Origin of the sequence: Streptomyces sp. x-80, from assembly GCF_046549095.1 — a bacterium.
In the GTDB taxonomy this organism is placed as follows: Bacteria; Actinomycetota; Actinomycetes; order Streptomycetales; family Streptomycetaceae; genus Streptomyces; species Streptomyces celluloflavus.
On the sequence record NZ_JAJPWM010000006.1, the window covers coordinates 1 to 23616 of the forward strand.

The window sequence follows — 23616 nt, forward strand, 5'->3', positions numbered from 1 at the left end:
CCTTCACCTGGACCAAGACCGCCGACGAGATCCTCAGCTCCCTCGCCGACTACCTCACCAAGGTCGGTGCCGACAGGCAGCAAACAGAGCAGAACTAACCATCAGAATTTCTGGCGCATCACACTAGATTGCGGCCATGTCCGTGACGCGTACGCACACCGCCGAGACCACGGCCGGGCCGGGGCCCGGCACCGGAACCGGGCCGGGAGCCGCCCGCACCATCCGGGCGGGGGCCGTGGCGCTGCTGTCGGCGGCCTGTGCGGCACTGCTCGCGGCCGGCGCACCGGCCTCGGCCACCGCCGCCCGGACCGCCGTCGCCCGGACCGCCGTCACCGGGGTCCCGCTCGCCTCCCGTATCCCGCGTGCCTCCCCGGTCCCGCTCCCCTACCGGATGGCCGACACCGGGGGCGGCGACCAGCTGATCACCGCGCGTGCGCCCGGTACCGGCGCCACCACCGGGACGGTGGCCTGGTGGCAGCGGCGGCACGGCCGCTGGCGGCGGGCCGGTTCGGCGCCCGCCCGCTTCGGATCCGGCGGGCTGACCGAGGGCCGCACCCGGGTGCAGGGCACCTCGACCACCCCGACCGGGCTGTACGGTCTGCCGTTCGGCTTCGGCACCGGCCCGGCCCCGGCCGGCACCGCGATCCCGTACCGCCGGATCGGCGCGGATTCCTGGTGGTGCCAGGACAACGCCTCCGCCTCCTACAACCGCTGGGTGCGGCCGCTGCCGCCGGACTGCGCGGCCCGCGAGTCCGAACGGCTGGCGGACCACCCCACGCAGTACGCCCGAGCGCTGGTCATCGCCTTCAACTACCGCCACCCGGTGCACGGCCGGGGCGCCGGGATCTTCCTCCATGTCAACGGCAAGGGCGCGACGGCCGGCTGTGTGTCCGTACCCGCCGGGTCGATGGCGCGGATCCTCGCCTGGGTACGGCCCGCCGCCCGGCCGCATATCGCGATCGGTACGGCGGCCGGGCCGACGGCGCTCACTCGTTACTGAACCGGTCCGGCGGCGGTCGCGGCTCCGTCCCCGGCCGGTTCCGAGATGAGCGGAAAGTGGCAGGCCACCCGGTGCCCGGGGGGCTCCGGCTCGGTCACCGGGGGCTCAGTGGTCGCGCACACTTCGCGGGCGGCGGGGCAGCGGGTGCGGAAGCGGCAGCCCGACGGCGGGGCGGCGGCCGAGGGCGTCTCGCCGCCGAGCGGGGTGCCGGCCGGCTCCGCGTCCGGGTCGGGTGCGTTGACGGTGTCCAGCAGCCCGCGGGTGTACGGGTGCAGCGGCCGGGCGAAGACCCGCTCGGCCGGGCCGGTCTCGACGAGCTTGCCCAGATACATCACGCCGACCGAGTCCGCCAGATGCCGCACCACCGCCAGGTCGTGCGAGATGAAGAGGTAGGTCAGGCCCTTGTCGCGCTGGAGGTCGCGCATCAGGTTGAGGATCTGCGCCTGGACGGACACATCGAGCGCGGAGACCGGTTCGTCGGCGACGACGAGGGAGGGCGACAGGGCGAGGGCGCGGGCCAGGCCGAGGCGCTGGCGCTGGCCGCCGGAGAACTCGTGCGGATAGCGGTCCACCGCGCCGCGCGGCAGCCCGACGTCGTCCAGCAGCCCGGCGATCCGCCGCCGCTGCTCCTCCCGGTCGCCGATGCCCTGGATGACCAGCGGTTCGCCCAGTACGGCGGAGACCCGCATCCGCGGGTCCATGGACGCGTAGGAGTCCTGGAACATCAGCTGGACGTCCCGCCGGTGGGCGCGCAGCTCCCGCTTGGTGAGGGTGCCGATGTCGCGGCCGGCGAAGTGGATGGTGCCGCCGCTGGGCGCCTCCAGGCCGACGACCATCCGGCCGAGGGTGGACTTGCCGCAGCCGGACTCCCCCACGATGCCGAAGGTCTCGCCGCGCCGGACGGTCAGCGAGATCCCGGCGACCGCGCTGACCTCGGCACCGGCGCCCCTGCGGCGGGCGAAGGGGCCGCCGTGCAGCGGATAGGACTTGGCGACGCCGTCGAGGCGCAGCAGCGGTTCACCGGTCCCGGCCGGGGGTGCGGCGGGCGCGGCCGGGCGGACCTCGGCGGCCGGGTCGGGGCCGGGGGCGGGGTCGGCGGGGTGGAAGCAGGCGTAGGTGTGCCCGGCCACGCCGGTGTCGCCGTCCGCGGTGAGTTCCGGTTCGGTGGTGCGGCAGTGGTCGGTGGCGAAGCCGCAGCGCGGTGCGAAGCGGCAGCCGGCGGGGCGGGTGACGAGGGACGGCGGCAGGCCGGGGATGGTGGCCAGCGGCTGTGCGCCGTCGGTGGCGCGTTCGGGCAGGGCGGCGAAGAGGGCCTGGGTGTAGCGGTGCCGCGGGGTGGCGAACAGCGGCCGTACGGCGGCCCGTTCGGCGATCTTGCCGCCGTACATCACCGCGACCCGGTCCACCCGGCGGGCGATCACGCCGAGGTCGTGGGTGACCAGGATCATCGCCATGCCGAGGCGGTCGCGCAGCTCGTCGATGAGTTCCAGGATCTGGTGCTGGGTGGTCACGTCGAGGGCGGTGGTCGGTTCGTCGGCGATCAGCAGCCGGGGTTCGCAGACCAGCGCCATGGCGATCGCGACGCGCTGTCGCATACCGCCGCTGAGCTGGTGCGGGTAGTTCTTCATGCGTTCGGCGGGGCGCGGCATACCGACCAGCCGCAGGGTCTCCGCGGCCTTCTCCCATGCCTCGGCCTTGGTGCACCGGGTGTGCAGCAGCAGGGGTTCGGCCACCTGGGCGCCGATGGTCAGGGTGGGGTTGAGGGAGGTCAGCGGGTCCTGGAAGACCATGCCGATGGTGTTGCCGCGGATGTCCCGCAGGACGGGTTCCGGGGCGGCGGCCAGGTCCGTGGGCCCGTCGGCGGTGCCGTGGGGGCCGTCGAAGAGGATCCGGCCGCCGGTGACCTTGCCGCCGCCCGGCAGCAGGCCGAGGACGGAGAGCGCGGTCATGGTCTTGCCGCAGCCGGATTCGCCGACGATGCCGAGCGCCTCACCGGGGGCGAGGTCCAGGTCGATACCGTCCAGGGCGTGCACGGTGCGGCCGCGGCCGGCGATCTCGACGTGCAGGTCTTCGATCCGCAGGAGCGAGTCGGTCATGGTGTGGGTCCTCGCTTCAGTTCTTCGTCAGGCGCACGTCGAAGGCGTCCCGCAGACCGTCCCCGATGAAGTTGAAGGCGGCCACGACCAGCACGATCGCGATGCCCGGCGGGAAGATCAGCCACCAGTAGCCGACCTGGGTGTAGGTGATGCCGGCGGAGAGCATGGAGCCCCAGTCGGCGGCGGGCGGCGGGATGGACAGGCCCAGGAAGGACAGGTAGGCGACGTAGAGGATGGCGTCGGCGATCTGGAAGGTGGCGTTGACGATGACGGTGCCGATGGCGTTGGGGACGATGTGCCGGAACACCGCCCGGCCACCGCCGCCGCCCATCAGCCGCATCGCGTGGATGTAGTCGCGGCTGCGCAGGGCGAGGGCCTCGCCGCGGATGAGGCGGGCCGGGGAGAGCCAGGCGACGGAGGCGATGATCAGGATGAGGACGGGCTTGCTGGGCGTGATGATGGCGGCGACCACGACCAGCAGGAAGAGCGCCGGGATGGCGAGCGCCGCGTCGGTGACCCGCATCATCGCGGCGTCCACCCAGCCGCCGAAGTAGCCCGCGACCGCACCGTAGACCGTCCCGAAGAGGGTGGCCAGCAGGCCCGCGGCCAGCCCGACCTCCAGGGAGGTCTGGCCGCCGTACATGAGGCGGCCGAGCAGGTCGTAGCCGAGGTCGGTGGTGCCCAGCGGGTGGGCGCCGCCGGGGGCGAGGTTGGCCTGGGTGAGGTCGGTGTGGATCTGGTCGGTGGGGTGGATCAGCGGCCCGAGGAAGCAGAAGGCGAGCAGGCCGAGCAGGACCAGCGCGCCGGTCAGGGCGAGCTTGTTGCGGGCGAAGACGGTGAGGGTGCGGCGGGCCAGGCTCGGGGTGGCGAGGGCCGCCTCCGGCTGGGTGGCGTCGAGGGCGGTGGTCGTCACGTCACGCTCCTGATGCGCGGGTCGAGGACGGCGTAGGCGATATCGGTGATCAGGGAGCCGAGGACGGTGGCGACGCCGACGATCAGGGTGACGCCGAGCAGGACCGGGAAGTCCGAGCCCTGGGCGGCGTTCCAGAACAGCAGCCCCATGCCGGGGTAGTTGAACATCGACTCGACGACGAGGGTGCCGCTGAAGAGGGTGGGGAGGTAGAGGCCGAGGAGGGTGGCCAGCGGGATCAGGGCGTTGCGCAGCACGTGCCGGGCCATGATCCGGGCGTGCGACTGGCCCTTGGCGCGTGCGGTGCGGACGTACTCCTCGCCGAGGTTGTCGAGGACCGCGGAGCGCATATAGCGGCTGAAGGCGGCGATGATGCCGAGCGCGGTGGTCACGACGGGCAGGACGAGTGCGCGCGGCTCGGCGAGGACACCGCCGAGGGTGTCGGCCTGCGGTGCCTCGGCGGGGAAGAGCTGGAGCTGCTGGCTGAAGACCAGGATGAGGACCAGACCGAGGAAGAACACCGGGGTGGCGTAGGCGAGGAAGGCGATCCCGGTCAGGACGTAGTCGGCGGCCTTGCCGCGGCGGACGGCCTGGAGGATGCCGAGCGGGACGGCCAGCACGGCGGCGAGCACGATCGACAGCCCGGCGAGCAGGGCGGTCTTGGGCAGCCGTTCGCCGAGCAGCGCGGCGACGGTCCGGTTGAGCTTGTAGGACTCGCCGAGGTCGCCGGAGAGCAGCCGGCCGAGATACCTCACGTACTGCTCGGGCAGGGAACGGTCGTAGCCCTGCTGGTGGTTGAAGTGGGCGATGGATTCCGGGGTGGCCTGGATGCCGAGGATGGCGCGGGCCGGGCCGCCGGGGAGCAGGTGCAGCAGGACGAAGACGATGACGGAGACGAGCAGCAGCACGATGGCGGCCTGCGCGATGCGCTTGGCCAGGAAGCGGATCACTTGCCGGCACCGTCCTTCGTCACGAAGTACCAGTCCTGGGGGGCGAGGGTGAGGGTCACGTTCTGATCGATGCCGCGCAGGTCGTTGCGGATGGCGGAGACCTGGTAGGCGGGGTTGGGGGTCCACAGGACCGGGAGCCGGCGGGCGACCTCGCGGCCGTAGTCGCGCATCGCGGCCGGGGCGTCGGAGTACTCGGTGTCGCGGATCAGCCGGTCGGTGCGCGGATCGGACCAGTTGCCCATGTTGGAGGGGGCGTTGGTGGCGAAGAGCTTCTCGCCGCTGGGGTCGGTCGGGAAGTACCAGCTGCCCTGGGTGCCGAAGAAGCCGAGCTGCCATTCCCCGCAGACCGGTTCGTCCGTCTTGCAGGGGACGGTGGTGCCGAGCACGGTGTTCAGCGGCTGCTGGCGGATGTCGAGGGTGATTCCGGCTTTGCCGAATTCGGACTTGATGGCCTGCATGGTGTTGGAGGTCTCGGTGGAGCCGGACTGGGAGAGCAGCGAGAGCCGCAGTTCCTGTCCGCCCTTGACACCGGCCCCGCACTCCGCCGCGCCGGTTCCGGGCCGGACGCAGCGCAGTGTGCCGTCCCGGTCGGCCCAGCCGTGCGCGGCGAGCAGCTGTTCCGCCTGCTTCGGGTCGTACGGATAGGGCTCGCCGTCGAGCAGGCCGGCGGGCACCGGGCCGAGGGTGGGGGCGGCGCTGCCGTGCCAGATGACCTTGGAGATCGACTTCTGGTCGATGAGGTACTGGAGCGCCTGGCGCAGATAGCTCTGGCGCAGCAGCGGGCCGGCCGTGGGGTGGTTGAAGTTGAGGACGATATAGGTGATCGCCCAGCCGTCCCAGGGGGCGATGCGGTAGCCCATCTCCTTGAACTTCGCGGACTGCGCCATGACGGACGGCGGGATGTAGCCGTAGTCGACGCCGCCGGCGCGCAGCACGTTGAATTCGGAGTCGGCGGTGGTGAAGGGTTTGAGGACGACCCGGTCGAGGTGGGGTTTGTCCGGGCCCCGGTATTTCTTGTTGGGGACCAGTGACACCTGCCCCGAGGTGTTCCATTTCTCGATCGTCCAGGGCCCGTTGACGGTTTTCCAGAGCGGGTCGGTGGCGAACTGCGAGAATTGCTTGGCGTGTTGTGTCAGCCGGGCGAAGGCGGTTTTCGGGTCCTCGTTCCGGGGGTTCCAGGCGTGTACGGGCAGCGCGACGAAGCTGTCGAGCTGGTTGCCGGTGAACCACGCTGGGTTGTACGCACGGTCCAGCCGGAGCCGGAAGGTGCGGTCGTCGACGGTCTCGAACGCGGTGACGTCGTCCGGCATGAGGGAGGGTGAATAGCCCGCCCAGTCCTTCTTGTTGTACTTGATCAGGTCGAACCAGAACTTGACGTCCCGGGTGGTGACGGGTTCGCCGTCGGACCATACGTAGCCCTTTTTCAGGGTGATGGTCACGGTTTTGTTGCCGTCGCTGTAGCGGGGCTGTTCGGCGAGGTTGCGCGGACTGTCCATCGTCAGCGCGTCGCCCTTCTTCTCGGCCGTGTACAGCGGCAGGAAGAGCAGGTTCTGGATGGCCTTGTTGTACGTGGCCAGGTAGCCGGGGGCGCCGATCGGGAAGATCCAGTTGGGGCTGGCGGCGGGCGGCAGGGCCATGGTGGCGGTGCCGCCCCGTACGGGGGTGCCGCCGGTGGCGCCGACGTCGGTGACAACGTTGGCAGTCGGACCGCAGCCGGTCAGCGCGGTGGCGCCGAGGAGGACCGCGGCCAGGATGCGCCCCAAGGGCCCGCGTATTCGTGTGCTGCGCAGGCCCATGCTGCCTCCGGGGAATCGGCCGATCGAAGAATTGCGAGCAAAGTACGGATGACCGCGAAAAGAAGTCAAGGGCTTGGCGAAACCAAGGGGCTTGAGGTCTACTGTCGGCGAGTTACTTGGACAACTTCCTTCGATTTCGAAGGAAGTTCGCGAAAGCAGCCCTCCCGCACCGAGCCGAAAGGCGCCCTATGACCGCCGCCGAGGAACAGCCCGGCTCCGCCGCGCACGTCCTCGAACTCGTCGCGAACGGCTCCGCCGCCTCCCGCGCGGACCTCGTACGGGAACTGGGACTCGCCGCCTCCACCGTCTCCGCCCGCGTCCAGGAGCTGGTCGAGGCCGGACTGCTCGCCGAATCCGGCGAGGGCGCCTCGCGCGGCGGCCGGCGGCCACGGCTGCTGCGGGTCGCCGACCGGCAGACCGTCGCGCTCGCCGCCGATCTGGGCAGCCACCACGTCCGCACCGGCGCGGTGGGGCTGACCGGCGGCGGCTTCGACATCGACGAGTCCGCCTTCGACCTGACCGCGGGGCCCGGTCCCGCGCTGGACATGCTCACCGAGCGGCTGACCGCGCTGGCCGGGCGGCAGCGGGCGGCGGGCCGCACGGTGCGTGGTGTCGGCATCGGCTTCCCCGGCCCGGTGGACGCCGACGGCGGGCGGATCATCGCCCCGTCCCGGATGCCCGGCTGGCATCTGTTCGAGCTGCGCGACCGGCTCGCCGACCGGCTGGGCCTGCCGGTGCTGCTGGACAACGACGCCAATCTGCTGGCACTGGGCGAACACCGCGCCGCCCACCCGGCGCTGCGCCATCTCGTCGTCGTCAAGGCGGGCCGCGGCATCGGCTCCGGCGTCATCAGCGGCGGCCGGCTCTACCGCGGGGCGCGCGGCTCGGCCGGTGACATCAGCCATGTCCGGGTGGACTCGACCGCCGACCTCCCCTGCTCCTGCGGGAACATCGGCTGTCTGGAGACCGTGGCGAGCGGCGCCGCCATCGCCGCCGCGCTGCGCGGCCAGGGCATCGCCGCCGACTCCACCACCGACATCCTGCGGCTCGTCGAGCACGGCGAACCGCACGCCACCACCCTCGTCCGGCAGGCCGGGCGGGACATCGGCGCGGTGCTCGCCGTCGTCGTGAACTTCTTCAACCCCCAGGCGGTGCTCCTCGGCGGCGCGCTCTCCGGCGCGGAACCGCTGGTCGCGGCGGTGCGCGGGATGCTCTACGAGCGCTGCCTGCCGATGGCGACCAGGGATCTCGTCATCGACGCCGCCGCCTGCGGACCGGACGCCGGACTGCTGGGCGCCGGCCACGCCGCCCTGCGCGCGACGGCAGCGGCCGACGGTCCGCTGCCCGCCCCGCGCGCCTGACCGGCGCACACCCACCGCCGTCCGGCACCGCCGCCCGCAGACCGGCACCCGCCGACCGCCACCTACGGAAAGTGAGCCACCATGACCTCCCCCACCGGCCGTCGCCTTCGGATCGGCATCGGCGGTATGTCCATCGAGTCCAGCCAGTTCTGCCCGCACCGCGCCACGTACGACGATTTCCGTGTCACCCGGAAGAGTGCGCTGCTGGACCGCTACACGTGGACGCGGCCGGACGGCGACCTCGCCGAGCGGGTCGAGTGGGTGCCGCTGGTGCACGCCGTCTCGCTGCCCGGCGGTCCCGTCGAACGTGCCACGTACGACCGCATCAAGACGGAACTGACCGGCCTCATCCGCGAGTCGGGTCCGCTGGACGGCCTGGTGTACGACATCCACGGCGCGATGAGCGTGGTCGGCCTGGTCGACGCGGAGGCGGATCTGACCGAGGCGGTGCGGGCCGCGACCGGGCCCGACACGCTGATATCGGCCGCCATGGATCTGCACGGCAATGTCTCGCGCCGTTTCGCCGAACCCCTCGACCTGCTCACCGCGCACCGCCTCGCTCCGCACGAGGACGCCTGGGAGACCCGGGAGCGGGCCGCCCGCAAGCTCGTCGAACGGCTGGTCTCCGGCCGGGGCCGCCCGCACCGCGCCTGGGTCCAGGTCCCCGTCCTGCTGCCCGGCGAGAAGACCAGCACCCGGCTGGAGCCGGCCGCGTCGCTGTACGGGCGGCTGGCCTCCGTCGAGGCGCTGGACGGCGTCGTCGACGCGGCCGTCTGGGTCGGCTACGCCTGGGCCGACGAGGAGCGCTGCCGGGCCGCGGTGGTGGTCACCGCCGACGACCCGGAGCTCGCCGTCGCCCAGGCCCGCTCACTGGCCCAGGAGTACTGGGACGTCCGCCGTGATTTCGTCTTCGTCGGCCCCACCGGCGACGCCGACGAGTGCATCGCCCGCGCCGTCGGCGCCACCGCCCGCCCGTTCCTGATCAGCGACTCCGGCGACAACCCCACCGCGGGCGGGGCCGGTGACCTGGCGTACATGCTCGGCCGGCTGCTGGCCCACGAGGAGCTGGCGAGCGGCCGGGTCACCGCGCTGCACCCGGGCATCACCGACCCGCCGGCCGTCGCCGCCTGCTTCGCGGCGGGGGTGGGCGCCGAGGTCACGCTCCGGGTGGGCGGCCAGGTCAGCGCGGGCACCGGCCCGCACGCGGAGCCGTACGAGCTGACCGGCACGGTGACCGCGCTGGAGGGCGCGGTCGGCCCGGGTTCCGGTGCGCCGCGCGGCAATCCGGCCTACGACGACGGGGGCCGGACCGCGGCCGTCACCCGCGGCGGGGTGACGGTGGTGCTCACCGAGCGCCGCAAGCCGTTCCACACCCGCGCCGACTTCGGCACCCTGGACCCGCGCGAGTTCGACCTGGTGGTCGTCAAGATCGGCTATCTGGAGCCGGAGCTGCACGAGATGGCCGCGGACTGGCTGCTCGCGCTCACTCCGGGCGGTGTCGACCAGGACCTGCTGCGGCTGGGCCACCACAAGGTGGCGCGGCCCCTCTACCCGTTCGACGACGAGGGGTTCGAGGACCCGGACCTGACGCCGGTGCTGCTGTAGGGCGGGCCGGCGCCGGGCTCAGGGCTGCGGGTCGTGGGCGTCGTAGCGGGCGAAGGCGCGGCGGCCGAGGCCGAGGGCGGTGACCACCAGGACGCAGGCGAGGCCGCCGCCGATCACGGTGGCGGCCGGCGAGGTGAGGTCGGCCGCCGTGCCGGCGAGGAAGTCGCCGAGCCGCGGCCCGCCCGCGACCACGACGATGAAGACGCCCTGGAGGCGGCCGCGCATCGCGTCCGGTGTCGCGGCCTGCAACATGGTGCTGCGGAACACCATCGAGATGGTGTCGGCGCAGCCGGCGACGGCCAGGAAGCCAAGTCCGAGCCAGAGGTTCCGGGCGAGGCCGAAGCTCGCGACGGCCGCGCCCCAGGCGGTCACCCCGAGCAGGATGGCCAGGCCGTGCCGGCGGATCCCGCCGAGCCAGCCGGAGAACAGTCCGCCCAGGACGGCGCCCACCGCGGGTGCGGCGACCAGCAGGCCGACGGTTCTGGCGTCACCGGCGAACCAGAGGACGGCGATCGCCGGGAACAGCGCCCTGGGCTGGGCGAGCACCATCGCCGCCAGATCGGTGAAGAACGTCATCCGCAGGTTGGGCCGGGTGGCGAGGAAGCGCAGGCCGTCCAGGACGGAGGCCCGGCGACCGGCGCCCTCGCCCCGGTCGGGCCGCATCGGAGGCATCCGCCACATCGCGTACAGCGAGCCGCTGAAGGCCGCCACATCGATGAGGTACGCGGCCTGATAGCCCCACAGGCCGACGATGACACCGCCCAGCATCGGCCCGCCCATCAGACCCAGGCTGCTGGTCAGCGAGTTGAGGGCGTTGGCGGCCGGCAGCTGCTCGGTAGGCAGCAGCCGGGGGATCATCGAGGAGCGGGCCGGTGAGTTCATCGCGAAGCAGACGGCCTGGAGCGCGACGACGGTGTAGAGCAGCCAGACCCGGTGGTAGCCGGCCAGCGCCGCGGCGGCCAGCACGACGGACAGCCCGGTCGCGCCGGCGGCGCTCAGCAGGCCCAGGGTGCGGCGGTCGACGGTGTCGGCGACGGCGCCGCCGTAGAGCCCGAAGAGGACCAGCGGGACCAGCGAGCACAGGCCCACCACGCCGACCGAGAAGGTGGATCCGGTGAGGGCGTAGACCTGGAGGGAGACCGCGAGGGCGGTCATCTGCTGGCCCATCCAGGAGACGGTGTTACCGCACCACAAGCGGCGGTAGTCCGGAGAAGTCCGGAGCGGGGTGAGATCGGCGAATATCCGGGCGCGTGGCGGTATTTGGCCTGTTGTGGGATTCGTTGCAGGAGGCACCCGGAAGTAAAACACGGCGGGTGCGGACCGTGGCGGCGTTGGCCGGGCACCCGGGCCCGGCGGACCGCTCAGCCGCCCAGTCCGTACACCCGCCGCGCGTTGTCCGCCGCGATCAGCGCGCCGACCCGCCGGGCGTCCGCCGCCGACCAGGCCCCGGTGGCGGTCCAGTCGCCGAGCACCGTCGCCAGCGCCGTCCGGAAGAGGGCGCTGCCGACGACGTACAGCTCCGGGAGGCCGTAGGCGTCGGTGGAGAAGAGGAGCTTGCCGAAGGGGGTGAGCTCCAGGAACTCGGCGAGCAGCGCGGCGGCGCGCGGCCCGGTGTGGGTCAGTGTCAGCCCGATGTCGGCGTAGACGTGCGGGAAGACGCTCGCCAGGTAGCCGGCCTGGCGGTGGTACGGATAGCAGTGCAGCAGTATCAGGTCGGTGCCGGTGCCGGCGGTGGCCCGTGCAAGGTCGGTCAGGAGCGCCGGGTCGGCGTGGTCCAGCCGCAGGTCGGGGTCGCCGAAGCCGGTGTGCAGCTGGAGCGGCCGGCCGGTGGCGACGGCCAGCCAGACGAGATGGCGCAGCAGGACGGGGGCGGCCAGGCGGTGCGCTCCCGCGGCCAGCCAGGCGCGGGCGGCGGTGTGGACGGCGTCCGGGGCGGGCGGCCGGGGGTCGAGGGCGAGGCCGTGCCGGTAGGCGGCGACCGTCTTGAAGGCGACGGCGGTGCGCGCCGCGTCCCGTACGGCGTGGTCGAGGGCGTCGGTGAACTCCTCGGCGTCGCGCGCGCCGACCGCGACGCGTTCGGCGAGCGTCTCCAGCCGGACGACCTCGTGGCCGGTGCCGCCGCCGGCTCCGGCGGTCTCCGCGGGGCCGGTGAGATCGCCGGGCAGCCCGGTGTCCACGAGGTACGTGCCGATACCGGTGGCGGCCAGCAGACGGCGGCGGGTCTCGGCCGGGCCCAGCTCGCGGCGGCGGGCCAGATAGCGGTCGGGCGGGCAGTGCGCGGGCAGGCCGAGCAGCGGCGGGCACCAGCGGCGCACGGCGAAGCCGGTCTGGGTGTCGAAGAAAGTGGTGCCCGCGGCGGGCGGGCCGGCCGCCTCGGTGAGGTGGGCGGTGAAGGCGGCGGCGTCGAGTTCGCCGCGGAGCACGCCGTGGCAGTGGTGGTCCACCAGCGGCGGGAGGCCGTCGTCGGGTACGGGACCGGGCCCCGGTGCGTCCCCGGTCATCAGTAGCGCCAGCGGGTGGCGGCGGTGATCTCCACGGCGTCGCTCGCCGCGAACCGGGCGGCCTCGGCGCGCCGGACGGCGAGCACCCCGCCGTACAGCACCTCGCCGAGCGCCTCGGCCAGCGGAGCCGACTTCGCCAGCTGGTCGGTGGCCTCGGTGAGGGTGACGGGCAGCCGGACGATGCCGCGCCGGGCCCGTTCGCGGACGCCCAGCGTGCCCGGGTCCCCGGCCGTCGGCGCCGGCAGCTGCATCCCGGACTCGATGCCGTGCAGTCCGGCGGCGATGACGGTGCCGACCGCGAGATAGGGGTTGGCGGCGGCGTCGAAGGTCTTGACCTCGGCATGGCCGCCGTCCGGGTCGTCGGGGGCGCCGGTGATCAGCCGCAGTGCGGCCTCCCGGTTCTCCACGCCCCAGCACTGGTAGACACCGGCCCAGTGGGAGGGCTGGAGCCGCAGGTAACTGGCGGGCGAGGGGCAGCCGATGGCGAGGAGCGCGGGCAGTGCGGCGAGGACGCCGCCGAGGAAGGCCACCACGTCGGGCGCCAGGCCCCAGGCGGCGTCCGGGGCGCGGTGCAGGCTGGCGCCGTCGCGGTACAGGCTGAGGTGGAGGTGGCAGCCGTTGCCCACCTGGCCCGCGACGACCGAAGGGGCGAAGGAGGCGCGCAGCGCGTGCCGGGCGGAGACGGCGCGGACGGTCTCGCGGACCAGCAGCAGATCGTCGGCGGCGCGCACCGGGTCGGCCGCGGCGCAGGTCACCTCGAACTGGCCCGGGGCGTATTCGGGGTGCAGCTGGAGGACCTCGACGCCCTGGACGGTCAGCGCTTCGGTGACATCGCGGAGGTAGTCGGAGAGTTCGACGACGCGGGTCATGCCGTAGGCGGGTCCCGCACAGGGGTAGTCGAGCGGCTCGTCCCCCTCGGCAGCGGCCGGGGCGCGGCCGGACGGGGCGCGGCTGACCACCCACTCCGTCTCGAAGCCCATTCGCAAGCCGAGGCCGGCGGCCGCGGCCCGGTCGGCCATCCGGCGGGCGAACTGCCGCTGGCAGGCGGGGTGCGGACGGCCCAGCTGGTCGTAGCGGTCCACCGGGGCCCAGGCCCAGCCGGGCTGTGCGGCGAGGGTGGTGAGCCGGTCCAGGTCGGGGATGAGCCGCAGATCGCCGTCGGGGCCGCCGAGATGCTCGGATTCGGTGATCGCGTCGTCGGAGGTGAAGACGTCGAAGACGGGTGACATGCCGACGCCCAGCTCCGCCGCATGCGCCAGGCGGTGCGCCGGAATGGCCTTGACGCGTGCGATACCCGCGTTGTCGACCCAGGTCAGGGCCACGTTGCGGACGCCCTCCGCGTCCAGTCGCGCCGCCATCTGGCGGGCCTGTGCGCGCGCTTGTGCAGGCCGCGTTCCCATAGAGCTGTCCTCACTCCGCCGTGCCGATCCCTCGACGTCCGGTCCCGCTGCGGCCGGCGCGGCCCACAGCCTCGCCGGTCAGGGGCAGTTGAACTCGCACCATACGCACTTTCCGTCGCCGCGCGGCTCCACACCCCAGACATCGGCCAGCCGTTCCACCATCGGCAGACCGCGGCCGGCGGCACCGGCCGGATCCGCTGTGCGGCGCCGCGGCAAGGCGCTGGAGCGGTCCGTCACTTCGAGCCGCAGCCGCCGCCCGGCGCCGTGCGGCAGCCGGATGTCGACGGTGACCGCGCCGTCGGTGTGCAGCAGCGCGTTGGTGATCAGTTCATCGGCCACCAGCTCGATCTCCTCGGCGCGTTCCCGGGCGCCCCAGGCGCGTACGGCCGCCCGGATCAGGCGCTTGGCGGCGGACCGGGCGTCGGGGTCGCCGGGGGTGATCCGCTGTCGCAGGTGTCCCGCGTCCTCCTGCCGCGGAGCGCCCAGGAGGCGCAGCAGCAGCAGCGCCATATCGTCCTCGGTCGGCCGCTCGGCCGCCGACTCGCAGAGCCGGTCGGCGAGTTGCTGGACGTCCCGGGGGCCGTCGCGGACCCGGCCGGCCAGTTCCCGCAGGCCGTCGTCGAGGTCGGTGCCGGGCCGTTCGACCAGGCCGTCGGTGCACAGCAGCAGGGTGTCGCCGGGGGCGAGGTGGACGGTGGTGACGGGGTAGTCGAGCTGGGTGAAGGCGGCGGACAGGCCGAGCGGCAGCCCGCCGGCCACCGGCAGCCGGCGGCAGGCTCCCCCGGCGTACCGCAGCAGCGGATCGAGGTGCCCGGCCCGGACGAGGCGGGCGGTACCGGTGCCCAGGTCCACCTCGGCGTAGGTGCAGGTGGCGAAGCGGTCGGGGTCGAGTTCGTGCAGGAAGGCGGAGGCGCGGGCCATGACGGTGGCGGGTGTGTGGCCCTCGGCCGCGTAGGCGCGCAGCACGATCCGCAGCTGTCCCATCAGGGCCGCGGCCTGGGTGTCGTGGCCCTGGACGTCGCCGATGACGGCGGCGACCCGGCCGTCGGGCAGCGGGGTGACGTCGTACCAGTCGCCGCCGATCTCCCGGCCGATCCGGGCGGAGCGGTAGCGGACCGCGATCTCGGCGCCGGGGACGCCGGGGATCCGGCGCGGCAGCATGGCCTGCTGCAACCCCTCGGCGAGGTCGTGTTCCTGGTCGTAGAGCATGGCGCGGGCCAGGCTCTGCGCGATACCGCTGCCGAGCGCGACCAGCAGATTGCGCTCCTGGTCGCGGAAGTCGCCCTCACGCGCGAAGAACAGGCCGACCACACCGATCGGGCGGGCCTGGGCGATCAGCGGCAGATAGGCGGCGGAGCCGATGTTCAGCGGTTCGACGGCCGGCCACAACCGGGGGTAGTCAGCGGCGAATTCGGTGCGGCTGCCGATGAAGCGCGGGGTGTGGGTGCGTACGACCTCGCTCATCGGGAATTCGTCGCCGACCTTGGTGACGCCGAGTTCGGGCCGGAAGCTGCCCGCCTTGCCCTCGGAGACCAGCCGGATGCGGCCGGATTCGACGAGGCCGAGGATGATGTTCTCGGCACCCAGCCGGTTCAGCCCCTGGTCGCCCGCCAGGACGGCGATGACGTCGCGCACCGTGCTGGCGTGCGCGAGTGCGGCGGTGGTGCGCTCGACGACTCCGGTGTGCCGGCGGCGCTCCTCGTCCACCGCGATCCGCTCGACCGCCTGGGCGTATTCGGCGTCGGCGTCGCGGATCACGCCGATGACGCGGCGGGGCCGCCCGGTGCCGTCGCGGCGGATGCTGCCCTGGCAGTGGGTCCAGCGCAGTGCGCCGTCGCGGCGGCGGACGCGGAAGTAGGCGCCGTAGGAGTCGCTGCCGTCCTTGAGGGCGCGGGTGACCACGGTCGCCAGGCGGGCCGACTCATGGGGCGGCAGGCGGCCGCCGAGCGTGGCCGGGCGGTCGTCGTACTCCGCCGGCGCCATGTCGAAGAGCTCCAGGGCGGGCGGGTCCAGATGCATCAGCCCGCTGTCGAGGTCCCAGTCGAAGCCGCCCATGCCGTTGAGGGCCAGGGTCAGGTCCGGGTGGGCGGGCCAGTCGTCCGGCACCGACACGGTGGGCCGCTTCGCTCCCCGGTCAGCCATATCGTCACTTTGCCATATTCGCCCGGATTATGGCGGTTCGGGCGACCCGCCGTCCCCATCCGCCACACCCCTGACTCCCTCATCAGTTCATGCGCAACACCACACCACGCACCACACCGGAACTGGCCTTTTCCCTGTCCCCCCGCCTCAAACGTTGCGATGATCTCAACACGCTGTTACGGTCCCGGACCATGAAGGAAGACCCCGGAGCCCGGGTCACCGATGACGGTGGAGATGTCACGGACCGTGTCCGGCAGGTGATCGCGCGGCTCGGTTGCAGCCACCGCGAGTTCGCCCGCCGGATCGTGATGGACCCCTCGAAACTCTCCAGGTCACTCGGCGGCACCCGGCGTTTCACGCTGGCCGAGATCGTCCGGATCGCCGATATCGGCGGGGTGGACGTGGGCCGGCTGCTCGGCTCCCCCGAGCGGCCCGCACCCGCTCCTGAGCGCGAGCCGGTGCCGGTGCCGGTGCCGGACGGCGGCCGGCCGCTCCAGATCGTCCGGGAGACGGTCCGCCTGATCGCCGAGCACGGCTTCCACGAGGTCCGGGTCGCCGATATCGCGGCGGCCTGCGGGACGAGCACCGCCGCGGTGCACTACCACTTCCCCGGCCGCGACGAGCTGCTGGAGGCGGCCGTGCGCTGGTGCATGGACGAGGACACCGCGCGCCGCGCCGCCGGACCGGCCGAGGCCGCCGACGCCCGCGCCGAGCTGCTGCGTCTGATCGCCTTGCAGACCCCGCGCACCGCGCAGCAGCGCCGTCAGTGGCTGGTCTGGCTGGACCTGTGGGCACAGGCCGCCCGCTCGACCGCCGTCGGGCGACTGCACGAGCACTACTACCGCCAGTGGCGCAGCACCGTCGCCGACGTGCTGCGCCGCGGCATCCGGCAGGGCGTCTTCCGCGCCGTGGACGCCGAGTTCACCGCACTGCGGCTGACCGCCCTCATCGACGGTCTGGCCACCCAGGTACTGGCCACCGCGCCGGACAGCACCACCCCCGACTCCATGCATGCCGCCCTCCTCGCCTTCGTGGAGAGCGAACTCACCGCCTGAGCCCCCGGCGGCCGCACCACCACACCGGGACCGGACCGGACCCGCATCCGCTCCGCCCGCCGCCCCCCGGGCGACCACTACCGCACACCCAGTCCTGACACCTGCTCAACTCACCATCCCCCGAAGGGAATCACCGTGAACAACGAGGTCATCATCACCTGTGCGCTCACCGGCGCGGGCGACACCGTGGGCCGCTCCCCGCACGTCCCCGTGACGCCCGAGCAGATCGCCGAGTCGGCGGTCGAGGCGGCGTCGGCGGGCGCCGCGGTGGTCCACATCCACGTACGCGACCCCGAGACCGGCGCCCCGTCGCGCGACCCGCGGCTGTACGCCGAGGTGGTCGGGCGGATCAAGGAGACCGGCACCGACGTCATCATCAACCTCACCGCCGGCATGGGCGGCGACCTGGTGATCGACCCGGACGAACCCCTCCGGCAGCTGCCCGGTACGGACCTGGTCAGCGGCCTGGACCGGCTGCCGCACGTCGAGGAGCTGCTGCCCGACATCTGCACCCTGGACTGCGGCTCGCTCAACTTCGGCGACGGCTCCAACCTCTACGTCTCCACCCCCGACATGCTGCGGGTGGGCGCCAAGCGCATCCAGGACCTGGGCGTACGGCCGGAGTTGGAGATCTTCGACACCGGCCAGCTGTGGTTCGCCAAGCAGCTGCTGGCCGAGGGCCTGCTGGACGACCCGACGGTCTTCCAGCTGTGCATGGGCGTGCCGTGGGGCGCCCCGGCCGATCCGGGCGTGCTCCAGTCGATGGTGAACATGCTGCCCGAGGGTGCGCAGTGGGCGAGCTTCGCGCTCGGCCGGATGCAGATGCCGTGGGTCGCCCAGTCGATCCTGCTCGGCGGCAACGTCCGGGTCGGCCTGGAGGACAACCTCTACCTCAGCAAGGGCGTCAAGGCCACCAACGGGCAGCTCGTCGAACGGGCCGTCCAGATCACCGAGTTGCTCGGCGCGTCCGTCGCCACCCCCGACCAGGCCCGCGCCCGGCTCGGCCTCAAGCCGCGCGCCTGACCTCGGCTCCCACGGGTACGTACAGCCCGGATCGCGCACGTACAGCCAATCACTCACGTACAGCCCGGTTCACTCACGTACGGCCCGGATCGCGTGCGGACGGCCCCGCCCGGTCCACACCGGCGGCCGCCTTCCGCAGCGCCCGGCTCCCACCCGTACCGCCCGGCTCTCGCAGGGGAACCCGCCACCTGCGCGGACCCCACTGCCCTCCCGGAATCCCCCTTCCCGGAACCCGACTCTCTTGTCGGCAGCTCACCCCGACACCCGCCCTTGCACGTACAGCCCGACACAGCCCGACCTGGAGGCCATCCGTATGTCCGCTGCCACCACTCCTGCCCCCTGCTCCCCCGAGGACGTCCGGCGCGTCGCCTGTATCGGCGCCGGTGTCATCGGCGGTGGCTGGGTCGCGCACTTCCTCGCCCGCGGCTATGACGTGACCGCCTGGGACCCGGCCCCGGACGCCGAGGACAAGCTGCGCCGCCTGGTCGCCGCCGCCTGGCCCGCGCTGGAGCAGATAGGTCTGGCCGACGGCGCCTCGCAGGACCGGCTGACCGTTACGGCGACACTCGCCGAGGCGGTCGCCGACGCCCAGTTCATCCAGGAAAGCGCCCCGGAGAAGCTGGAGTTGAAGCGGTCCCTGCTCGCCGAGCTGGACGCCGCGGCGCCGGCCGGTGTCGTCATCGCCTCCTCCACCTCCGGTTATCCGATGACCGATATGCAGACCGAGGCCGCCGACCCGGCCCGGCTGGTCGTCGGCCACCCCTTCAATCCGCCCTACCTCATCCCGCTGGTCGAGGTCGTCGGCGGTGAGCGGACCGACGCGGCCGCGGTGGAGTGGTCCGCCCGCTTCTACGACGTGGCGGGCAAGTCCGTCATCACCATGGACCGTGAGCTGCCCGGCTTCATCGCCAACCGCCTCCAGGAGGCGCTGTGGCGCGAGGCGCTGCACATGGTCGCCAACGGCGAGGCGTCGGTCGAGGACATCGACGCCTCCATCACCGAAGGGCCGGGCCTGCGCTGGGCGTTCATGGGCCCCTGCCTGACCTTCGCGCTGGCCGGCGGCGAGGGCGGGATGGCCCATATGCTCGACCACTTCGGTCCGTCCCTGAAGTCCCCGTGGACCCGTCTGGAGGCGCCCGAACTGGACCGCACGCTCCGCGACGCCATGGTGGACGGCTGCGCGGAAGCCGCCAAGGGTCGCGACTACGCCCAGCTGGTCGCCGAACGCGACCAGGGCGTCATCGACGTACTGCGCGCCACCGGCCGTCTCGGCGGCGCCCGATGACGGAACACCCCACGGTCCCCGCGGCGCCGCTCCCGGCGCCGCCCGCCACCGGCCGCCTCCCCCTTCCCCTCCCGCTCTTCCGCCAGACCGTCCGGGACGACTGGATCGACTACAACGGCCACCTCAGCGAGGCGTACTACGTCCTGGTCTTCGGCTTCGCGACCGATGCGCTGATGGACGCGGCGGGTCTGGACGCCGGCTACCGCGAGCGCACCGGCTGCTCCCTCTACACCGTCGAGGCGCATGTGCGCTATCTGGACGAGGTGGCTCGGGGCAGTGAACTCACCGTCCGCACCACGGTGTTGGGGGTGGACGCGAAGAAGGCGCGGTTCCTCCACGAGATGTTCGTCGGCGAACCGTCCGGCGAACCGGTGGCGACCGAGGAGCTCTTCACCCTCCACGTCGACCAGGCCGCGGGCCGCGCCGCACCGCTGCCCGACACCGCCCGCGCGCACCTCACCACCCTGACCGGCCCGGCACCGGCGTGGGCGGGCCGGGGCATCCGGGAGGTGTAGACCCCGGTGGGGCCGGGGTCCCCGGCCCCACCGGACCCCGGCCCACGAGAGCGCGGCGCCTACCCCTTGGTGAGCGCCTCGGCTATGCGCAGGGTCGCCTGGAGCTGGGTGCTGTCCCTGCGTACCGGGTTGAAGGAGAGCACCGCGCGGCGCTGCTGGTCGCGGGTGGCGACCATGGCGGAGGCGTAGCCGTAGCGCTCGCCGGTCTTGCCCCACAGGGTGATGCCGTTCATCGTGACGGTCTGGAGTCCCGCGCCGTAGCGCGCGGGGCTGCCGTCCAGCATCCGCACGCTGTCGGGCGGCAGGGTGAACATGTGCTCCAGGACGCGCGGCGGCACCAGGTCGCCGGAGAACAGGGCGGTGACGAAACGGTCCAGGTCGCCGGTGGTCGAGATCATCTCGCCCTCGCCCCAGGCGAGCGTCTGGTCGTAGTCGGTGATGTCCAGCAGGGAGCCGTCGGTCATCTTCATATAGCCGTGCACATGGGGGCCGTGGATGCGCGGGTCGGCGCCGGGCAGCGAGGTGTGCCGCAGGTCCAGCGGGCGCAGGATGCGGCTGCCGATCGCCTCGGCGTAGCGCCGCCCGGTCAGCCGCTCGACGAGCAGCGCCAGGAGTACGTAGTTGATGCCCCGGTACTCCTGCCGGGTGCCGGGGTCGAACTTCATCGGGCCCGGCGGGAGCATGGCCACGATCTGCTGCGGTGTCCACCGGTCATAGCGGTGGCGGGCGATCGCCTCCGGGGTGGACAGGTCCAGCCCGCCCTGCTCGTCGGGGAGTCCGCTGGTGTGGTTCAGCAGCTGCGTGACGGTGATCGCGGGATAGCCGGCCGGCAGCAGTCCGGGCAGCAGGCGCTGCACCGTCGCGTCCGGCGCCAGCCGGCCCTCGGCCACCAGTTGCAGCACCACGGTGGCGACGAAGACCTTGGTGATGCTGCCGATCCGGAAGGTGTCGTTCGCGCGCACCGGCCGGCCGCTCGCCCGGTCGGCCACGCCCGCCGTGCCGTACCACCGTCCGGCGGAGCCGGTGACGCGCAGCTGAGCGGCGGTCAGCTCCGGGTGCTCCAGGTCGCCTATGGCCGCCCGCAGGGCCGCGACGTCCAGCGGAGGCAGGCCCGCAGCGGGGGCCGTGACACGCGCGGGCGCGCCCGACACGCCGGATACGGCGGACGCGGCGCGCGCGGGACCCGCGGTCGCGGCCACCACCGCGCCGGAGAGCGCCGCGCCCACAACAGCCCTGCGTGATACGGAAGATGAGGATGCGGAAGACAGGAAAGAAGAGGCCATGCCGACACTCTGCCGGTCCCCGCCCGCGCCGTCTTCCGGGACCACCCTGACCCGCCCCGGATGCGACCCTGAGGAGCCACCCGGCACAACGGCGGAACGAAGGGCACGTAGATGACCGCTCAGGGACACCACATCGAGATCGAGCAGGGCACCGAACGCGTACGCGTGGTACGTGACGGACAACTGCTGGCCGACAGCCGACGCCCGCTACTGCTGTCCGAGACCGGCTACCCGGTGCGCTACTACCTCCCGCCCGAGGACGTACGGACCGAGCTGCTGACGCCTTCCGCGACACACACCGTCTGCCCGTTCAAGGGAACGGCCTCCTACTGGTCACTGCCCGGCGGCCCGGAGGACATCGCCTGGGCCTACCCTGAGCCGAACCCCCAGGTCGCCCAGATCAAGGACCATCTGTGCTTCTACGAGGTCGCGTTGGGTGACTGAACGGATGAGCGGACAGGCGCGAGGACGTCGCAGGGAACTTTCCTGATATAGCGCACCCATGAGCCAGGCCCCGCGAATTCACCGGCCCTGCGCCGGCGAATTCGCGGGGCCGCCGGCCCTGCCGGCCCCGTGAAATGAACGAATGAAGCCACCGAGGTCCGTGGAGACAGGGAACTGCCCGGTCTCAGCCGATCCCATGGGCGGGCCGGATCAGGCACTCGGGGGCACCGCGTTGGGAATGACGCGCCACAGCTGGGACGTGGACGCCACCGCGCGGTTGAGCTCCAGGAACGCCCAGGTGCTGTCGCCGTGGTTCTCCAGGGTGAGCGCCTTGGACAGATCCCCCACCGGCTTGATCATGATGCCGGCGTTGTCGTCATGGGGCCAGTTGGGGCGGTCGGTGCCGCGCACCGTCGCCGGGTCGTTCTCGAAGCGGAATCTCTGATTGCTGTCACCGCTCTTGCAGTCCTGGAGGGTGGCTCTGGCCTTGAGATCGGTGCTCGCGACCCGGACGCACTTGTCGGAGGCGAGATGCCGGATCATCCAGTCCGCACCCGGCTGCACATCGATGAGCTCCCAGGTGAAGTGGTGGTCCTCGTAGTCACGGCGGTTGGCGGTCACCTCGGCCCCGACGCCGGTCCCTCCCCCGTAGGTCTCCCAGCGCATCCCGGCCTCACGGCCGATCAGGAAGACGTCGCTGACATCTGTCACCACGTCCTTGCGCAGCCCGCGCGAGCCCGCCGCGCCCGCCGGGGCCACCCCGGTCGCGATCACCAGTGCCGCACCCGCGGTCCCGAGCACCACCGCCCGGGTCGCGGCTTTCGCACGGAATGCATGCCGCATAACCATTCCCCTTCGCCGGTTTCACCCATGACGAATTCATCAACGGGATTTCTTGTGCACCGCCGGACAGAGAATCCGGCACGGAACTGGTAACCCGCACCGTGAAAAAGGAAACCCGGAGAGGAGGAGAATGATCATCTTGGTTGCCCCATGAGGTGGGCCGGATTCCCTCCGCCGCACCGGCTCACCGTCAGCACGCCCTGCCCCGGGACCCCGACGGACCCCGGGGCAGGTCCGGAGCAGGCCCAAGACCCGTCGCGCGCCATCACCCTCGCGGACCGGGCCGAAGCGGCGGCCACCCACCCGGTCCGCGCGAGCCTGAACGACGCCGCCGCAGGAGTGGTCAAGAAAGTTTCCTAACAATCCTTCTCCGATCTCCTTGACGCGTACATGGCCCGCCGCCAGGATTCCTCGGGACGGCTGCCCACGGCGACCCAGGAGACGGACATGACGCCCACCCCCCGCGCCAAGAAGGCTCTGCTCACCAACCCCCGTACGGCTCTCCCGGCCGCCGCGGGCGCGGCTCTCGCGCTCGTCGGCGGGGTGCTGCTGTGGTCCCCCGGCCGCGCGGACGCCGCACCGGAGCGCGCGGCCGCCCGTGCCGCCGGATTCACGGTCGTCGCCGCGGGCGACATCGCCGAGCAGTGCACCGCGAGCGACAGCGACTGCAAGCACCCCAAGACCGCGGCACTGGTGAAGAAGATCAACCCCGCGTTCGTCCTCACCATGGGCGACAACCAGTACGACGACGCCCGCCTGAAGGACTTCAAGAAGTACTACGACAAGACCTGGGGCACCTTCAAGGACAAGACGCACCCGGTCGCCGGCAACCACGAGACGTACGACCCGGACGGCGCGCTGGCGGGCTACAAGTCCTACTTCGGCTCCATCGCCTACCCCAAGGGCAAGAGCTACTACAGCTTCGACCACGAGAACTGGCACTTCATCGCGCTGGACACCAACAGCCTGGACTCCGCGCAGATCAAGTGGCTCAAGGCCGACCTCGCCGCCAACACCAAGAAGTGCGTGGCCGCCTACTGGCACCACCCGCTCTTCTCCTCCGGCGAGCACGGCAACGACCCGGTCAGCAGGCCGGTCTGGAAGCTGCTCTACGACGCCAAGGCCGACCTGGTCCTCAACGGACACGACCACCACTACGAGCGGTTCGCCCCGCAGAACCCGGACGGCAAGGCCGACAAGGCCGGACTGGTCGAACTCCTCGGCGGCATGGGCGGCGCCAACCCGTACAAGATCGAAGAGGTCCAGCCGAACAGCGAGAAGCGGCTGACCAAGACCTTCGGCGTGGTGAAGCTGAACCTCACCGACACCGGCTTCTCGTGGGACCTGGTGGGCACGGACGGCAGCGTCAAGGACAGCAGCCCGTCCTACGAGTGCCACTGAACCGGG

The 23616-nt window shown here is 72.4% G+C and carries 19 protein-coding genes; 9 read left to right on the forward strand and 10 right to left on the reverse strand.

Annotated elements, in window-relative coordinates; genetic code table 11:
- The first annotated feature begins 220 nt into the window (after positions 1-220).
- Positions 221-1000: a L,D-transpeptidase family protein gene (locus ACLJWH_RS13075; RefSeq protein WP_411142199.1), complete on the forward strand. Its 780-nt coding sequence runs from the start codon at positions 221-223 to the stop codon at positions 998-1000.
- Here the strand turns inward: ACLJWH_RS13075 and ACLJWH_RS13080 are convergent.
- From ACLJWH_RS13080 to ACLJWH_RS13095, 4 genes are read right to left on the reverse strand one after another with little or no spacing between them, the layout of a single operon-like run.
- A complete protein-coding gene (locus ACLJWH_RS13080) occupies positions 994-3096 on the reverse strand; it encodes a dipeptide ABC transporter ATP-binding protein (RefSeq protein WP_411141819.1) in 2103 nt (700 codons plus the stop codon). The genes ACLJWH_RS13075 and ACLJWH_RS13080 overlap by 7 nt on opposite strands.
- Positions 3097-3112: 16 nt before the next feature.
- Positions 3113-4009, reverse strand: coding sequence for an ABC transporter permease (locus tag ACLJWH_RS13085; protein ID WP_411141820.1), 897 nt, complete (start codon positions 4007-4009; stop codon positions 3113-3115).
- Positions 4006-4956 carry an ABC transporter permease gene (locus tag ACLJWH_RS13090; RefSeq protein WP_411141821.1) on the reverse strand — a complete coding sequence of 317 codons (951 nt, stop codon included), beginning with the start codon at positions 4954-4956 and terminating at the stop codon, positions 4006-4008. The genes ACLJWH_RS13085 and ACLJWH_RS13090 overlap by 4 nt, the downstream gene beginning before the upstream one ends.
- A complete protein-coding gene (locus tag ACLJWH_RS13095) occupies positions 4953-6719 on the reverse strand; it encodes a peptide ABC transporter substrate-binding protein (protein ID WP_411141822.1) in 1767 nt (588 codons plus the stop codon). Before ACLJWH_RS13095 ends, ACLJWH_RS13090 begins: the two co-directional genes overlap by 4 nt.
- A 221-nt stretch (positions 6720-6940) precedes the next feature.
- On the opposite strand from ACLJWH_RS13095, the gene ACLJWH_RS13100 reads away from it, so the two are divergent.
- Together ACLJWH_RS13100 and ACLJWH_RS13105 are read left to right on the forward strand one after the other, a co-directional pair.
- Positions 6941-8113 (forward strand): ROK family protein, encoded by a 1173-nt coding sequence (locus ACLJWH_RS13100; protein WP_411141823.1) that lies wholly within the window; start codon positions 6941-6943, stop codon positions 8111-8113.
- An 81-nt stretch (positions 8114-8194) separates the two neighbouring features.
- Positions 8195-9718 (forward strand): M81 family metallopeptidase, encoded by a 1524-nt coding sequence (locus ACLJWH_RS13105; RefSeq protein WP_411141824.1) that lies wholly within the window; start codon positions 8195-8197, stop codon positions 9716-9718.
- 18 nt (positions 9719-9736) lie between these two features.
- Here ACLJWH_RS13105 and ACLJWH_RS13110 read toward each other — a convergent pair whose 3' ends face one another.
- The 4 genes from ACLJWH_RS13110 to ACLJWH_RS13125 form a co-directional block, all read right to left on the reverse strand.
- Complete coding sequence (locus ACLJWH_RS13110; RefSeq protein ID WP_411141825.1) at positions 9737-11026, reverse strand: MFS transporter; 1290 nt, start codon at positions 11024-11026, stop codon at positions 9737-9739.
- Positions 11027-11079: 53 nt separating this feature from the next.
- The gene (locus ACLJWH_RS13115; protein ID WP_411141826.1) at positions 11080-12219 is read right to left on the reverse strand and encodes an amidohydrolase family protein; all 1140 of its coding nucleotides are present in this window, start codon (positions 12217-12219) and stop codon (positions 11080-11082) included.
- Complete coding sequence (locus ACLJWH_RS13120; RefSeq protein WP_411141827.1) at positions 12219-13619, reverse strand: glutamine synthetase; 1401 nt, start codon at positions 13617-13619, stop codon at positions 12219-12221. The genes ACLJWH_RS13115 and ACLJWH_RS13120 overlap by 1 nt, the downstream gene beginning before the upstream one ends.
- A 78-nt stretch (positions 13620-13697) precedes the next feature.
- Positions 13698-15761, reverse strand: coding sequence for a SpoIIE family protein phosphatase (locus ACLJWH_RS13125; RefSeq protein ID WP_411141828.1), 2064 nt, complete (start codon positions 15759-15761; stop codon positions 13698-13700).
- A gap of 191 nt (positions 15762-15952) precedes the next feature.
- On the opposite strand from ACLJWH_RS13125, the gene ACLJWH_RS13130 reads away from it, so the two are divergent.
- The 4 genes from ACLJWH_RS13130 (at position 15953) to ACLJWH_RS13145 (ending at position 19639) form a co-directional block, all read left to right on the forward strand.
- On the forward strand, positions 15953-16816 hold the full coding sequence (locus ACLJWH_RS13130; protein WP_411141829.1) for a TetR family transcriptional regulator C-terminal domain-containing protein: 864 nt from the start codon (positions 15953-15955) through the stop codon (positions 16814-16816).
- Positions 16817-16951: 135 nt separating this feature from the next.
- The gene (locus tag ACLJWH_RS13135) at positions 16952-17839 is read left to right on the forward strand and encodes a 3-keto-5-aminohexanoate cleavage protein (RefSeq protein WP_411141830.1); all 888 of its coding nucleotides are present in this window, start codon (positions 16952-16954) and stop codon (positions 17837-17839) included.
- A gap of 313 nt (positions 17840-18152) precedes the next feature.
- Positions 18153-19124 carry a 3-hydroxyacyl-CoA dehydrogenase NAD-binding domain-containing protein gene (locus ACLJWH_RS13140; RefSeq protein ID WP_411141831.1) on the forward strand — a complete coding sequence of 324 codons (972 nt, stop codon included), beginning with the start codon at positions 18153-18155 and terminating at the stop codon, positions 19122-19124.
- Positions 19121-19639 carry a thioesterase family protein gene (locus tag ACLJWH_RS13145; protein ID WP_411141832.1) on the forward strand — a complete coding sequence of 173 codons (519 nt, stop codon included), beginning with the start codon at positions 19121-19123 and terminating at the stop codon, positions 19637-19639. The genes ACLJWH_RS13140 and ACLJWH_RS13145 overlap by 4 nt, the downstream gene beginning before the upstream one ends.
- Positions 19640-19698: 59 nt before the next feature.
- Here the strand turns inward: ACLJWH_RS13145 and ACLJWH_RS13150 are convergent, their stop codons facing one another.
- Complete coding sequence (locus ACLJWH_RS13150; protein WP_411141833.1) at positions 19699-20922, reverse strand: serine hydrolase domain-containing protein; 1224 nt, start codon at positions 20920-20922, stop codon at positions 19699-19701.
- 111 nt (positions 20923-21033) lie between these two features.
- On the opposite strand from ACLJWH_RS13150, the gene ACLJWH_RS13155 reads away from it, so the two are divergent.
- Positions 21034-21366, forward strand: a complete 333-nt coding sequence (locus tag ACLJWH_RS13155) for a DUF427 domain-containing protein (RefSeq protein ID WP_411141834.1) — start codon at positions 21034-21036, stop codon at positions 21364-21366.
- Between the two features lie 210 nt (positions 21367-21576).
- Here ACLJWH_RS13155 and ACLJWH_RS13160 read toward each other — a convergent pair whose 3' ends face one another.
- Positions 21577-22209 carry an RICIN domain-containing protein gene (locus tag ACLJWH_RS13160; RefSeq protein ID WP_411141835.1) on the reverse strand — a complete coding sequence of 211 codons (633 nt, stop codon included), beginning with the start codon at positions 22207-22209 and terminating at the stop codon, positions 21577-21579.
- Positions 22210-22656: 447 nt separating this feature from the next.
- Between ACLJWH_RS13160 and ACLJWH_RS13165 the strand changes: the two genes are divergently transcribed.
- Complete coding sequence (locus ACLJWH_RS13165; RefSeq protein ID WP_411141836.1) at positions 22657-23610, forward strand: metallophosphoesterase family protein; 954 nt, start codon at positions 22657-22659, stop codon at positions 23608-23610.
- Positions 23611-23616 lie beyond the last annotated feature (6 nt).